Source organism: Acinetobacter legionensis, from assembly GCF_048551735.1.
Lineage (GTDB): Bacteria > Pseudomonadota > Gammaproteobacteria > Pseudomonadales > Moraxellaceae > Acinetobacter.
In genome coordinates, this window is the sequence record NZ_JBIMBV010000001.1 from 150,029 (window position 1) to 165,213 (window position 15,185).

The following is a 15,185-nucleotide window of genomic DNA, read 5'->3' on the forward strand; positions in this document are numbered from 1 at the left end:
GATTTCACTCACTCAAACGGATATTTTTATTGTAGAGTGAGTGATATATTGAACAATGGCGAGAGATGTCACTCAGTGACTTAACAGTCATAGACAAAAAAAGCCTATTCATTGAATAGGCTGAATTGCGTTATTTGGCAATCCGCCAAACTGCTAAAACAGTGGACAAGATAATCAAAACAATTGAAATATACCACGGTGCAATGATCGCAATAGAAAGTAAAATCGCCATGATACTTCCGAAAATCCAGCTACGTTTTTGTTGTTGTTCCACTTCCAAACGCATCATTTGCAATTCATGTAATTGTTTAGCATGCCATGCAGATTGATTTTTTAAACCATTTAAACTATCAACCATTAAAGTTGGAAAATCCTGTGCACCTAAAAGTAAATCAGGAATTTTTTGTCCTAACTCTTTTAAGTTTTTCTGAGGATTCATTTGCGCTTTTACCCATTCAGTGAGAATCGGTTTTGCCAGCTTCCAAATGTCAAGTTCAGGATATAAATCAGTACCTAAACCTTCCACATGTACCAACGTTTTGAGTAATAACATCAATTGTGGTGGAATTTCTAAATGGAAACGACGTGCAATGTCCATGACTTGAATCAAAATACCCGCAAAGTCCAATTCATGCATCGGTTTAGACACCATTGGTCCAACGGTACGGCGCATTTCACGGGATAACGCATCTTGATCGGTGCCCGGTGGAATCCAGCCTGCCTGATGCACAATTTGAATCAGTTGCAAGAAATCACTGTTCATGACCGCAAGCAACATACGTGCAACGGTCATCTGATCTTGTTTAGATAGCTCACCCATAATTGCACAGTCAAGGGCAATATAACGAGGGTGGCTTGGATTCAATGTTTCAACAAAAACGTTTCCAGGATGCATATCTGCATGGAAGAAATTGTCACGAAATACTTGGGTAAAGAAAATAGTCAAACCTTTTTCAGCAAGGTCTTTTCGATCCATACCAAGTTTTTCAAAGGTTTCAATATCCGAAATTGGAACCCCTGTGATCCGTTCAGCAACCATGACATCCTTACTATCCATATAGACTTCAGGCACATACATCATGCTTGAACCTGTGAAGTAATGGCGCATACGACGGGTATTGTCTGCTTCTAGCGTAAGATCCAGTTCATTTAAGATGACTTGACGATAATTCTGGATGATTTCAGACAAATGCACTGCACGAGCTGCTTCAAGCCGTTTTTCTAAACTTGATCCTAGCCACTGCAGAATTTCAAAATCCTGTAGAATCTGACTGCGAATATCTGGACGAGTGACTTTAACCACCACTTCACGACCATCATGTAGCGCAGCAGTATGGACTTGTGCAATAGATGCAGCAGCCAAAGGTTGTTCATCAAAACGAGCAAAAATTGTAGAAATTTTGGCTTTCAGAGATTGCTCAATACGCTCTTTTGCAATATTGACATCGAAGGGTTTAACCCGATCTTGTAATAAAACCAATTGCTGTAAAATTTCAGGTGGAATTAAGTCACGACGCGTGGAAAGTAATTGGCCCAGCTTAATTGCCAAAGGCCCCATTTCCTCTAAGGCTTCTTTAAGCTTGAGCGGGTTTTTACGTTCTTTACTTGACCATGCCGCAGGGTGTAGCCGAATTAAAGCTAAAGCATGCCGAGCTTTCTCAGGTAATTCTTCCGCAGGGACCAGTGTGTCGAGTCTATAGTGCGCGGCGATGCGCCAAAGTTCGAATAAACGGGCAATATGCGGAATCATATATTAAATTACCTGATTTTGATTTTGAGTAAAGTGAGATTGAAGTTGCTGAATTTTTGCTTCAAGTCGGTCAATATTTTGGTTAAGTTGACGGGTATCTTGTTGCAGGTCATCCATTTGCCAACGCGGAGCCAATACACCAGTATCTTCTTTTAAAAAGTCTTCTACAAAAAATAAATGACTTTGCATTGAGCGTTTGAGATGCTTTGGCGCCAGTTGGATTTTGCCAATTTCATGTGCGAGTGCAGGACCAATCCACGGGCTAAGCTGGGCCGCCAAATCAGGCTCAAGCTGTTGGATAATATTTTGAATGTCCTGCAGTAGGTGATAATCACCTTGTAGAGGAATATTTCCAATATCATCCGCAACAAATAATTTAGCCAATTCAACAACATTCTTTACATGTAATGCTGCTGTCGCTTCTGCAATCGCAACATTTTTGTCAAAAGGACGTTGTTCAAAAATTGAAGGTGTTTCGCTTTTACCAGTCACAGTCGGTTCAAGACGGATTTTATTTTGATCAAAGTAAACATCGACAGAAAGCTGTGGCGTATCCATCACGACACGTAACAGTTTGCCTTGTAACTGATTAAATTGGATGCGGGTAATTGCATCCAAATTAATAAACTGATTGATTAATCGTTCAACTGCACCGAGTGCCAGAATTGACCACATAATTCAACCTTGCTTGTTATATCTTGGGGAAATTACAGTTTAAAGCCACGGTGTACCGCCACAATACCACCGGTTAAATTGTGGTAATCACAGTTTTGGAAACCGGCACTTTCCATCATACCTTTTAAGGTACGTTGGTCTGGATGCATACGAATAGATTCAGCCAAATACTTATAACTTTCCGCATCATTGGCAACAACTTTACCCATAAATGGTAAAGCCGTGAATGAATAGAAATCATAGAGCTTTGAAAATGGTTCAAATACTGGTTTTGAAAACTCAAGAATCAGTAAACGACCACCTGGCTTTAATACACGATACATCGCTTGGAGTGCAGCATCTTTATCAGTCACATTACGTAGACCAAAACTGATGGTGAGCAAGTCAAAACTATTGTCTGCAAATGGCTCTAAGGTTTCAGCATTGGCCAATACAAAATCAACATTGGTACAGCCAGCATCAATCAAACGATCACGACCAACATTCAACATGGACTCGTTAATATCGGATAAAACCACATGACCTGTTGGACCAACTTCACGGCTGAAAACTTTGGCTAAGTCACCTGTACCGCCTGCAATATCAAGCACGTGCTGACCACGACGTACACCTGACATATTGATCGCAAAGCGTTTCCAGAGGCGGTGAATACCGAATGACATTAAATCATTCATAATGTCGTATTTGCTTGCTACAGAATGGAAGACTTCAGCGACTTTTTGCGCTTTTTCTTCACTATTAACAGTTTTGTAGCCGAAATGCGTGGTTGCGCCGACATTACCTGTATTGGCACCACGTGGGAGGTTGTATTTTGGCACAGTCCCAGAAACTGGCGTATCTACCTGTTGTTGCTGTAAAGACTGTTGCTGACCTTGTGGAGTACCTTGTGGTAATGGTTCTGTTAGAAATGGACTCACTTTGTCTGTATTCGTTGCCGTTTCAGCAGGGGCTGTAGGCTTTTGGTTTTCATTCGACATTTGAGTCACTCCTGAACACAAAAATGGGAAATTTTATATTGCTCTGCATAATGACAGATTCTGCATAATTTTGCAGTCCTCATCATGAAATTGTTATGAATAATATACAAAAACCGATCTTAGAGATCGGTTTGATACAGCCAAAAATCAAATTAATCTTGAAATGGATTGGGATCTCCAGCATGCACTTTTTCGACAATATCACGTTCTTTTAGGGTAAATGCATGGATAAAATCAGCTGCAGATTTCATTGGCTTCATCGCAATAAAACCCTCTCCAATAAAGTCATACATCAATTCAAATTTATATTTTGTTGCAGTACCTTTACACATTTTAAATGCAGTATGCATAATGAATGAACGCATGTATTTGTCTAGTGCTCCACCCAAATCATCCAATAAAGCTAGCTGTTGTTGACGGGCTTCTGCTTGATCTAATTTTAGTAAGGTCAGTCGCATCATTTCATCATCAATCACTTGATCAACAGGGTAATCCTTAAGTAATTGTGCAGCAACCTGCTCATCAAGTTGCATGGCCAGTACCGCCAATCCAACGGATTTTAAGCCAGTCTTAATGGCATTTTCAGGAAGAATTTTTTCTGCTTTGTGCGCATATTTTAGCAAACGTTCAATCTGTATTGCCAAATCATCAAATTCAGGACCACCATATAAACGGTTGATGAAATATTTTGCCATCAATTGATTTTCTTTTTGATTGAATAGCGCATGATGGGTCTTTTCAATACGCATTTTTAACCAGTCCTGCGCTTCATGCAGGCGTTTTTCTAGAATTGGGTCACTGTGATAACTCAATTGTTGATATTGTTCTAAAAGCTGATCTAGTGCAGCAAGTTTTGACATACAGAAACTCTGGATTTCGTTTAGCAACAGCATAAAGGCAGTTGCTAGGTATCACTATGACAAAAGTAAAAAAACAATAGAGAAATATAGTCAGTGGATTTTTAAATAGACAATATCAAAGATTTTATACAGAAAATAATATAACTCTGTTTTTGGGAATAGGTATACTCAATTGAAGTTTCAGACCATAGAGAAGCAGATGATTGAAGAACAATTAGCGTTTGCGTTGCGTGATGAAGAAGAATTATCCGTTGATCTGATTGAGGCACAATATGCCTTAAAGAATTCTAAAGATAAAAATAATGCCAAAAGCTTGGTCATTTTAGTCAGTGGTATCGAGCTTGCGGGGAAAGGGGAAGCGGTTAAACAATTACGAGAATGGGTTGATCCTCGTTATTTACGTGTTAAAGCAGACCCACCAAGTTTATTTAGCAATAAACAAAGTTTTTGGCAGCCTTATGCACGGCACATTCCATCAGAAGGGCAAATCCAGCTGTTCTTTGGTAATTGGTACAGTGATTTATTGTCAACAGCCATGCATGTTTCTAAACCCTTAGATGAAACTTTGTTCGATACCTATATCGAAAATATGCGCGCTTATGAACAAGACCTAAAAAATAATCATGTCGATGTGATCAAAATTTGGTTTGATTTACCCTGGAAAAGCTTACAAAAGCGTTTAGATGCGATGGATGCATCAGAACAGCATTGGCATAAGCTAATGGGCTTGGATTGGCGGAATAAAAAACAATATGATATTGTGCAAAAATTACGTCAGCGTTTTACCGATGATTGGTATGTGATTGACTGTGAAGATTGTGTTGCCCGAGACCAACAATTTGCTCAGTATATTCTGCAAGCATTAAAGCAGTTGCCTCGACATAAAACAACGGTAAGAACCAAGTGGAAACAGGCAACTGTACCTGAGTGTTTATTGCAACCCGCCACAGAAGAACTGGATAAAGACCAATACAAAACTGAATTAAAGAAATTAACAAAAAAAGTATCGGAAGCGCTACGGAATGATTCACGCAATATCATTATTACCTTTGAAGGCATGGATGCAGCTGGTAAAGGTGGGGCAATCAAGCGTATTGTGAAAAATCTTGATCCGCGTGAATACGAGATTTATACCATTGCTGCACCAGAACAGTATGAATTGCGTCGACCCTATTTATGGCGTTTTTGGACCAAGATTCAACCCGAGGAAAAAATCAGCATTTTTGATCGTACTTGGTATGGCCGAGTATTGGTTGAACGTATTGAAGGCTTTGCCAAGCCTGCGGAATGGCAACGTGCCTATGATGAAATTAATCGCTTTGAAAAAGATTTAACGGATAATCAAACGGTGTTGGTTAAATTCTGGTTGGCAATCAGCAAAGATGAACAAGAAGCACGTTTTAAAGCACGCGAACAAACACCGCATAAACGCTTTAAAATCACCCCTGATGACTGGCGAAATCGTGGACATTGGGATGATTATTTAAATGCTGCTGCGGATATGTTTGAGCGAACTGATACCGAGTCTGCGCCGTGGCATGTGGTTGCGACCAATGATAAGTACACGGCACGTATTCAAATCCTCAAAACGATTTTAAAGCAGTTAAAAGCGGATTAAATGTTTTAAGCGTTGGTTCCTATGAGATCATTACAAAAGATTTTGCTCGATCATAAACAGTACTTAACTCAGCCGAGTGAAAAGTTAGTTAATCAGTTGATTCGAAAACTAGACAATGATTCATATTTACCTGGTCGTAAAAATGTTCATAAATTACATATGCTTTCTACCAGCGAAGTAGATAAGTTTTTGCTCAATTGTTTAGCTAAATATCAACTGAGAAATGAGCTTTATGATTTAAGCAATCATGATATAGGAAGTTTAAGAGCAGTCTGGTCTATATTAAGTTTCTCTAAAAATCCTGAAGTTATTCAATATTTTGATGATTTTATTTTAGAAAATATTCGTCATCAGCCTGTGTATTTAGCAAATCTTTTTGAAGTTTTTAATTTCTTGGAAGAGTTACATCCTTCTGTTGAGCAGATTCAACAGTATTATGATCAACGCTTACCTGAGTTGCCTGCTTATCAATTATTGAAGCGATTAGATATTCATCCAGTTGATCCATTCAATTGGTCAATTTCATTTACTTTAACAACCGATGGTGAATGGTTGACTCCAAGAGAACTCACTGATGAAGAAAAGAACCGTCGTTATATACTAGAAATTAGATTAAATTCGCCTGAAGCATTGAATGATACATATTTAATCGATATTTATAACGATTCTTCATCAGAAAGAAAGCGGATAAAGATGAGGGAAAGCCATATATTCACTATCGATATTGAGCCGGATAAATTACCAGAAGTTGATTTATTATATTTAAACCTGTTTTTGACAAATATTGAGCAAGTGCTCAATGTTCAATTTAATTTAGAGAAAATTGCGTATATAACTGTCACTAAGGGTATTAATCGTAAGAAAATAGAAACATGGATCAGAAATCGTTTTTTAATTTAATTGATTATTTTTTCTGTTACATATAAAAAATAAAGCGGATTAAGAATCCGCTTTATACATATTCAAATTAGGAATATTTAGCTCACTAACTTTTGAGTTTGTTTGTTTTGAATATCTTTCGCTAATTTATAGCATTCCTCTACATGTGCTTCCGCAACTTTCTTCATTACGATATAGCCTAGACTTGCAGCAATGATTGAACCACCTAGCGGGATAAACTTAGTCACCTGTTTAGTAATGATTTTAGCGGCCATATTATTCAATGATGCTTTTACTGCAGTACGTGCAACCACCAAACCTGAAAATTCAAAACCACGTTTGCGCAGTTCATTCCAATGAATTTTCTTGGTTGCAGGGTCATAAACACTGATTTGATCTGGCGCTAAACCAAAACGGGCATTGATTTCAGGGATGAGAAGAGACAGCATACCCACATCAATCACAACATCTAAAAACGGAACAGGAATCACGGCGACTCCAGCAGATACGTAAGAGCGCTTTTTAACTTGCTCCAAACATTCATCACGAATCTGTTCTAAATTTAAGCTTGGATCGATTGAGTCTGGAAGTTTATCAATTTTCATAAAACAATTACCTTTGTTTCAAGCTTTTTCTCATATTTTTGAAAACGCATGTTTAAGCTTGAAATTGTGAAGTTATTTCCAAATAATGTTTTAAAAATGCCATAGTATGATGGTGTTGTATAGTGGCGAATGTTTATGTTTTGTGCATAAACGTAGACAGTTAAATATTGACAGTTGAGGATATATGGCAATTCATGTGATTCAAAGCCAACGCATTGATGTCTTGGTGCAAGGGCTTTTGCAAAATACCATTAAGCCATCCAAAAAACCTTTTGCTGTCTTGCAAACGCAACATTTTATTGTCCCAAGTCCTGCTGTACAGGAATGGTTGAGCCAACGTATTGCTGAACAACAAGGCATTAGTGCGAATAGCCAATTTCATCAGCGGATTCGTGGTTTTCAGTGGTTTGCTTATCAGCAAGTTTTAGATGACAAAGATAAAGTCCGTAAAGCCAATATTCCGCGTTTGATTATGAAGTGGCGAATTTATCAAACGTTGAAAAGTTTTATAGAGCAGGATGAAAATAGCTTAGCCCAAGATCATCCTTTGCATGGCCTTATCCAACGTATTTATGATGCAGCCTCGCAACTAGAGCAAGGTTTAGAGAAGCAACTCAAAAAACAAAGTATGTTGTATTGGGTCTCTGAACAAGTGTCAAAATTATTCAGTCATTACATGTTGTATCGTGGGGACTGTCAACGCGGTTGCCAACTGAACAATGGACAGTCATGTAGCTGCCCAAGCAATTGGTTAGGGCAGTGGGGACATGGTCAAGCACTTAACCTAGAACAGCAATTTTTTAAAACCAATCAACAAGTTTCAGCATTTACTTTAAATCAAGCACAAGAGTTGGAAACTTGGCAACGTTGGCTGTGGCAACATACATTTCATGATGATTTTATTGAAATGCAAAGTATTGATCATGATTTTTGGCAAATCATGGATGATGATCTTCAACGTCCTCAAGCTTTAAAGAAATTACCTAGCCAGCTGATTATATTTACTTTATTGGACTTGCCACCGAGTCAATTACAGTTTTTAAGACGATTGGGACAATATTTGGATGTGGTAATTTTACATTACAACCCATCACAAGAATATTGGGCCGACAGTGTCGATCCAAACTGGAAAAAACAATATGATTTGCGGGTAAAGGCGCGTTTTGTCAGCAAATATCCTAAAGCGACCGATGCAGATATTCAAAAGTTTTTTGATGAATTTACTTTAAATTTTAATGCGGAAATTCGTGAATCACGGCATCCATTATTAACCCGTTTTGGTAAGCAAGCTCGTGACCATTTTTCGATCTTGTCCAATTTATCTTCAGGTGAAGAAGGACAATGGGTGGATGCGTTTGTGGATGAAGAACCGACTCATTTATTAAGCAAATTACAATCAGATATTCTGTATTTGGTTGAGCCTGAACCACATGCTTACCCAATTGCTAAAACGGATGACTCGATTCAAATCCATGTGTGTCATTCGTCTTTACGACAGCTTGAAGTGTTAAAAGACCAATTGGTTGCTTGGTTGATGAAAAATACTGCTGAACGGCCACATCGACCAAGTGATGTTTTGGTTTTAGTACCAGATTTAAAACAAATTGAACCGCTTATTCGCAGTGTATTTCCGCATACACCAAACCAAGACAGTATTTATCTACCCGCGAAGATTGCTGGAGTAACGCAACTGGATGCCAATAATGCTTGGCGTGCTGTTTTAGGCCGTATTCAACTGGTGGAAGGTCGTTTTAGTGTTGAGAATTTTGCAGATTGGTTAAGTTTAAATGCTACGCAATTACGTTACGGTTTGGATATTTCAAATACAGAAAGAATGATTGAGTTATTGATCAATGCAGGGTTTAAACGTGGTCTAGATGCACAACATTTACGACGATCGTTAAGCCAGGATGATGAAGATTTCCGTTTTAGTTTTAAATTTGCCCTTGATCGTTTGGCTTTAGGTATTGCGATTCCAGAACATACGATTTTTGAAAATACCCTTAGTTATGCACAAATTTTGCAAAGTGATTTTGAGTTAGTGGCTAAACTGATTCAGATTTATCAAGATTTTGATGCTCGCCGTGACTGGATGATTGCGCATGAGTTGGGAAAAAATACTGCTTTAAAATGCAATGTTGAGGCATGGTTAAAACTACTGATGCAAGACATTGTTGAGTTTGAACAAGCCGGTGTTGAGTCGTTAAAAGTCGTACGTGAAATTGTCAAAAAACAAGAGCGGATGCTGACATTAGCCAGTTTTTATGATGAACACGCACAACCTATTCTTAAAAATATTTATTTACCTTTACCTTATCTATTGAATGAAATTCAAAATTTATTAGAAGGTCAAATTGATCAGGCTTTACCGACAGGTCAGATTACCTTTAGCCAAATTGGTCAGATTCGTCCTTTGCCTTATAAGTTGATCGTCCTGTTAAATTTGGATGGGGGTAAGTTTCCAGATCGAAATGTGCATTTACCCTTTGATTTAATGAAAATTCTCAAGCCACAATTGGGGGATCGTTCACGTCTTGATGATGATCAAGGGGCTTTCTTAGATGCTTTGTTATTGGCGCAGGAAAATCTATGGTTATTTTATAATGGCTTTGATGTGAGTGATGGTGAAGTTCGTGAGCCATCTAGCGTTTTACAGGAATTGGTCAATCATATTGCCCTGATTGCCCAATCTGAAACAGCATTATCTACGGACAATAAAGATATCAGTCCTGTTGATCATATGATTGAACTTAACGGGATTCAGGTCCCTGAACATTTGCAGTGTTTATTTCAAATTCACAGCTTACAGCCTTTTGATCCAACTGGTTTTGAATCAACAACACCGCTTCGTTTTCAAGACCAATGGTTCAATGTTGCACAACAAATCCGTCAAGCGGAAATGCTTGCTAAACGTGGGGCTTGGGCAAATACACAATACCCTGTTGTTCAAGAAGAGCTCACTGTTTTGGATGCGCGACAATGGATTCAAGATGTCACTTTCCCAGCACAATTATATTTAAAAACTTTAGGTGTAGAGAATCTGCGCGCAGAAGATATCCCTGCAATGAATGAACCCTTAATTTTGGATGGTTTGGCACGTTATCAGATTCGAGATTTCTTACAGAAACAATCAGCTCATTCCGCTGAAGATTCTTGGTCTCAAGAGATTGGATTACTGCAAAATCAATTACCCATTGGCAAGGTTCAGCACAGCGCATGGCAAATCAGTTTGGCGGAACAAGACAGTTTAAAAGAGCGTTTACAGCGTTATGCTACTGATGTGACGTTGACAACGCAACGCCAATGGCGAATTGATGCTGGTTTGATTATGAATATTACAGTACCTCAGCAAGCAGGACAGCATTGGGTAAGTTTGGATGCGTCAAGTGGTCGTGCTAAACGTCGTGCCAAAGTTTGGTTAGAATATTTACTCTGGTTAAGCTATTTAAATGTAGATGCTGAAAAGTCCAAAACGCTACAACGTATTGCGGTATTTAGTGATGTCACGATCATCAGTACAGGTTTAAGTTCAGAACAGGCAAAAGTATATTTATTGCCGTGGTTTAAAGCATTTGCTTATGCCCAATCGGAACCTCTAGTTCTGCCTGCGGGTTTGTTATTAAAACCCGCTGAAAATAATAAGCAGTTGGAATGGTCACTCGGGACTGTTGAAGGTGGCTTAGCTGGACATGGTTTAAATGCGGATACACAACATCATGTGGAAAGCATGTTGATCAATAACTTTGCAGATCTTTTAACTGAATGGAATAAAAGTGATGCGTTTTTACCTTATGATTTGACTGAAATGGAATGGAGTAAAAAACATCGGGACTGGCAATTTATTTTGCAAGAACAAGATGCAACCGCATTGTTAAAACATGCCTGTGATCACTTCGCCTATGCGTTGTATCAGCCGATTTATCAGCATCAATTTGTTGCGGAGGAATAAACATGACTTCCGTAAATTCACAGTTGCCGACAGCACAAAATCACACAGCCAAAAGAGTTTCGATTCATCCGATTGAGGATATGCAATTTGCTGGATTGCACTGGATCGAAGCTTCAGCAGGCACAGGTAAAACCTATACGCTTTCAAGCTTGATGGTGCGAATATTTTTAGAAAAATACTTACCTAGTCAAGTCATTGCGACCACATTTACCCGTAAAGCTGCAGCGGAATTGAAAACACGTATTCGCTTACGATTACAAGAAACATACCGCTATTTTGACTCGTGTCGTGAATTAACCGAAGCGCAAGTCTTGACTAAAGCAATCCAAGAGTCAGATCCATTATTTTCTAAAGTATTAAAAATGTTTGCTTCACGGGTTGCTTATGCCTGTGAACGGTTGAAATTGATGATTGATCAGCTTGATGAACTTTTTGTCGGGACTTTGGATAGTTTTAGTCAGAAATTACTGCGTGAGTTCGCTTTTGAAAGTGGCAAAATTGAGCGAGCTGAAATTACTGATGATGCGAAAAGTTATAGTCAGCAATTGATTCACGATGTACTTCGCGCATGGATTCAAAAACAACCCCAAGATATTGTGGACAGTTTGATATTTGCTGGGGAGTTATATAGTGTAGATTATTATGTTGCAACAGTTGAACAAAGTTTAAATTTTGCCTCAGCAAATTTTATTGAACCCAAATTCTCCAATGCAGATGCTCTGGTATTCCAACAAGCCACTGAACAGCTTGCTCAGATTCAACTTGCTCAATTACAGACTTTGCAAAATTATTATTTATTGGATGGTGAGTTTTATAAATTTGTGAATGGGACAAAATTTAGAAATGATCGATTGAATCGTATTTTTGCCAAGAGCTTGCCACGAATTATTCAAACCCTACAACAGCATGACTATAAGCATTATTTAAGTTCAAAGCTGAGTGTTGAAAAGTCCGACTTTGCAACCTTGATTAAGGTGATTCGCGAGCAGCAAATTTTTAAAAAAGCTGCACCTGAAAACGTACAATCCGATTTTTATCACCATCCCCTTATTCAACAATTACTCACTATTTATGCGCAGATTGAAACATTTGAAAATCAATTACTTGGTACGAATACATTCTTAAAATATTACTTAGCAAAAGAAGTTAAAACACGTTTGCCTCAAGTGTTGCAACAAAAAGGCGAAACCACCTTTGCACAACAAATTCGGACCCTTGCAGATGCTTTGCAAGGTGAACAAGGTCAGCGTTTTGCGACCTTTGTCCATGCTCGTTATCCCCTGATTTTGGTTGATGAATTTCAGGATACCAACCAAGATCAAGATGATATGTTGGCACAAATATGGCGTCATCCAAGTCGTGTCAAACAGGGGTGTATGATTATGGTTGGTGACCGTAAGCAGGCAATTTATGGTTTTCGTGGCGGGGATATGTTGACCTTTTTAAAAGCACATCAGGACGTGTTTGGTAAAGAAGGGCATGAATATAATCTGATTTATAATCACCGTTCGGTAAAGCCTTTGGTTGAAGTTGTTGATGCTTTATTTCAACAGCAAATGGATTTTGGTGAACAGGTGATATATACACCAGTGCAAGCTGGTTCTCGTCCGCATCCAGATTTGATTGATCAAACCCATGTTAATCCACTGCCTTTAAGGTGGATAAAGCTCGAAGATAAAAACCAAGAAGCTGAACAAGTAGCATGGAAAATTCGTGAGCTACTGAATCAAGGGATTCAAGGCAGTTTATATTTTATTGAAAAATCAGTGCATCGTGCAGTAGATGAAAACGATATCGCCATCCTCTCGAAAAACCATGATGGCCTAGATAAAGCACAATCCACGTTGGAATTTTTAGGGATTCGAACCAGTCGACCATCGAAAAAAAGTGTCTTTGAATGTCAGATTGCACGAGATGTTGGGGCTGTGCTAGCTGCAATTTTGCATCCTTATCATGAAGCCAAAGTAAAACGCGCTTTGTTAAGTCGTTTGATCGGCTTTGATCTAAAAGCGTTGATTGCCTTGGAACAGCATGCCGATGGTCTGAGTGTCTATATTGAACTGTTCGATCAGATTCGTGAGATGTGGCTCAATCAAGGGTTTTTAACAGCTTGGCAATATCTGCTCAATCAATTTTCTGCCTGGACAAAATTGGTGGAAAAACACAGTCGTGACAATGAACGTGTGGTGGTGAATTTACGTCATTTAACTGAGTTATTGAGTCAGCACAGTGAAGATTATCAAGGTGCACAAAATCTTTATCATTGGTATTTAAAACAACTCACTTCGCCAATGGAACGAGAGTGGGAGATGGAAAGGAAACTGTCCAATGAGGCAGGGGTTCAGTTGATGACCATTCACCAATCCAAAGGGCTCGAATTTAAGTTTGTGTTTTTATTGGGAGCCGATAAAGAGTTTAAAGAGATCAATAAAACGCTGAATTTCTCGACCGTTGAACAACTGAATGTACGAACAGGACAGAATGAACAACAACGTGTAGTCGCTATCAATGATGCCAATCTTCTCGATAAAAAAGATATTGAGCAGCACAATGAGCGTGCATTAGCAGAGCATCACCGTTTGTGGTATGTGGCACTGACACGTGCCAGTTATCGCGTTTATGCGATGCTGAGTGATGTAAAGGAAAAATCAACAACTGGATTGGCATTTTGGCGAGGTCAGGGTACAAACACTTTTCAACATGCTGGAAGTGCTATGGAGGCGTTGTTGACTGAATGCCCATCGCATTTAGAAAAGGCCAAGAGCGACGTTCAATTGCCTTTACTTGCACAAGCCTTTCCTACTCAACGTTTTTATCCTCGTGGCAAAACCAGTTTTAGTGCTTTGGCCCAGCATTTAACTCGGCAACAAATTCAAGATGCGTTAGCGGTTTCTGAACAAAAGTTAGAACCAGCAGAAGATGAAATTCAACAGCCTATTGCTGAAACCACATCAGATGAAATTTCAACTCAGCCTATTGCTTGGATCAAAGCCAATTTTCCAATGGGGACGGTTGCAGGCAATTTTTTGCATGAAATTTTTGAACATATTGATTTCAAAGATACGCATTACTGGCGTTTGGAAATACGCCGTCGCTTTAAAAATGATTATTCAAGTTTATGGACGGAGTTACTGGAAAAATATCAGCAGGCTTTTCTCAACGACAATTCGAGTGAGGGCGTTTCTCAAACAGAACACGCTGTAGAAGAGAAGCTGATTGACTGGATGGCTGAGTGGTTACAGGATGTTTTATCGACTCCGATTCTCAGTCATTTTAAAATGGAGCAACTTGAACCACACGAACATTTAGCTGAGTTTCCATTTTATCTGGCCCTTTCAGATCGAGTTTTGGCAATTAAACGTATACATCAATTGTTTGATGAGCATGCCATTGCAATGCCTGAGTTTAAAGATGCCAATTCAGCACGTTATTTAAATGGGTCAATTGATTTGGTGTTTTTTGATGGTCAGCAATATCATATTGCCGATTATAAAAGTAATTTTTTGGGTGTAGATCAGCAAAGTTATTCATTTGAAGCTGTTCAGGACAGCATGTCGCATGCCAGTTATTGGCTACAGGCATCTTTGTATTTGGTGGCATTGCATCGTTATTTGAAAATCCAGCTCGAAGATTATCAAATTGATCGTGATCTGGGAGGCGCAACCTATTTGTATTTACGTGGTATGAATGGTCAAAGCGGACAAGGTTACTACTTCTGGCGACCCACTACGGAATTTATTTTAAGACTTGATGCCATATTGGGCTATTTTACTGAGGATAAATCCAGTTGAATCGTGTGAATAGTTGCTTGAACATCTTTGCAAACAATAAGTTATTCTGTGGATAACTCTGTTGAAAACCTTGTAGATAAC

The 15,185-nt window shown here is 38.8% G+C and carries 9 protein-coding genes; 4 read left to right on the forward strand and 5 right to left on the reverse strand.

Annotated elements, in window-relative coordinates; genetic code table 11:
- Nucleotides 1–130 precede the first annotated feature (130 nt).
- From ACG9ZL_RS00665 to ACG9ZL_RS00680, 4 genes are all read right to left on the reverse strand, one after another.
- A complete protein-coding gene (locus ACG9ZL_RS00665; RefSeq protein WP_336953712.1) occupies nucleotides 131–1,750 on the reverse strand; it encodes an ABC1 kinase family protein in 1,620 nt (539 codons plus the stop codon).
- A gap of 3 nt (nucleotides 1,751–1,753) precedes the next feature.
- Complete coding sequence (locus ACG9ZL_RS00670; RefSeq protein WP_419358732.1) at nucleotides 1,754–2,425, reverse strand: ubiquinone biosynthesis accessory factor UbiJ; 672 nt, start codon at nucleotides 2,423–2,425, stop codon at nucleotides 1,754–1,756.
- 32 nt (nucleotides 2,426–2,457) lie between these two features.
- Nucleotides 2,458–3,402 carry a bifunctional demethylmenaquinone methyltransferase/2-methoxy-6-polyprenyl-1,4-benzoquinol methylase UbiE gene (gene ubiE, locus ACG9ZL_RS00675; RefSeq protein WP_336953714.1) on the reverse strand — a complete coding sequence of 315 codons (945 nt, stop codon included), beginning with the start codon at nucleotides 3,400–3,402 and terminating at the stop codon, nucleotides 2,458–2,460.
- A gap of 152 nt (nucleotides 3,403–3,554) precedes the next feature.
- Nucleotides 3,555–4,262: a DUF8198 family protein gene (locus ACG9ZL_RS00680; RefSeq protein WP_419358734.1), complete on the reverse strand. Its 708-nt coding sequence runs from the start codon at nucleotides 4,260–4,262 to the stop codon at nucleotides 3,555–3,557.
- Between the two features lie 199 nt (nucleotides 4,263–4,461).
- On the opposite strand from ACG9ZL_RS00680, the gene pap reads away from it, so the two are divergent.
- Both pap and ACG9ZL_RS00690 read left to right on the forward strand, forming a co-directional pair.
- Nucleotides 4,462–5,880 (forward strand): polyphosphate:AMP phosphotransferase, encoded by a 1,419-nt coding sequence (gene pap / locus ACG9ZL_RS00685; RefSeq protein ID WP_419358736.1) that lies wholly within the window; start codon nucleotides 4,462–4,464, stop codon nucleotides 5,878–5,880.
- A 21-nt stretch (nucleotides 5,881–5,901) separates the two neighbouring features.
- Complete coding sequence (locus ACG9ZL_RS00690) at nucleotides 5,902–6,780, forward strand: hypothetical protein (RefSeq protein ID WP_419358738.1); 879 nt, start codon at nucleotides 5,902–5,904, stop codon at nucleotides 6,778–6,780.
- Nucleotides 6,781–6,857: 77 nt separating this feature from the next.
- Here ACG9ZL_RS00690 and ACG9ZL_RS00695 read toward each other — a convergent pair whose 3' ends face one another.
- The gene (locus tag ACG9ZL_RS00695) at nucleotides 6,858–7,364 is read right to left on the reverse strand and encodes a hypothetical protein (protein ID WP_336953718.1); all 507 of its coding nucleotides are present in this window, start codon (nucleotides 7,362–7,364) and stop codon (nucleotides 6,858–6,860) included.
- Nucleotides 7,365–7,548: 184 nt separating this feature from the next.
- Between ACG9ZL_RS00695 and ACG9ZL_RS00700 the strand changes: the two genes are divergently transcribed.
- A complete protein-coding gene (locus tag ACG9ZL_RS00700; protein WP_419358739.1) occupies nucleotides 7,549–11,313 on the forward strand; it encodes an exodeoxyribonuclease V subunit gamma in 3,765 nt (1,254 codons plus the stop codon).
- A gap of 2 nt (nucleotides 11,314–11,315) precedes the next feature.
- Nucleotides 11,316–15,104, forward strand: coding sequence for a UvrD-helicase domain-containing protein (locus ACG9ZL_RS00705; RefSeq protein WP_419358741.1), 3,789 nt, complete (start codon nucleotides 11,316–11,318; stop codon nucleotides 15,102–15,104).
- The last annotated feature ends 81 nt before the right edge of the window (nucleotides 15,105–15,185 follow it).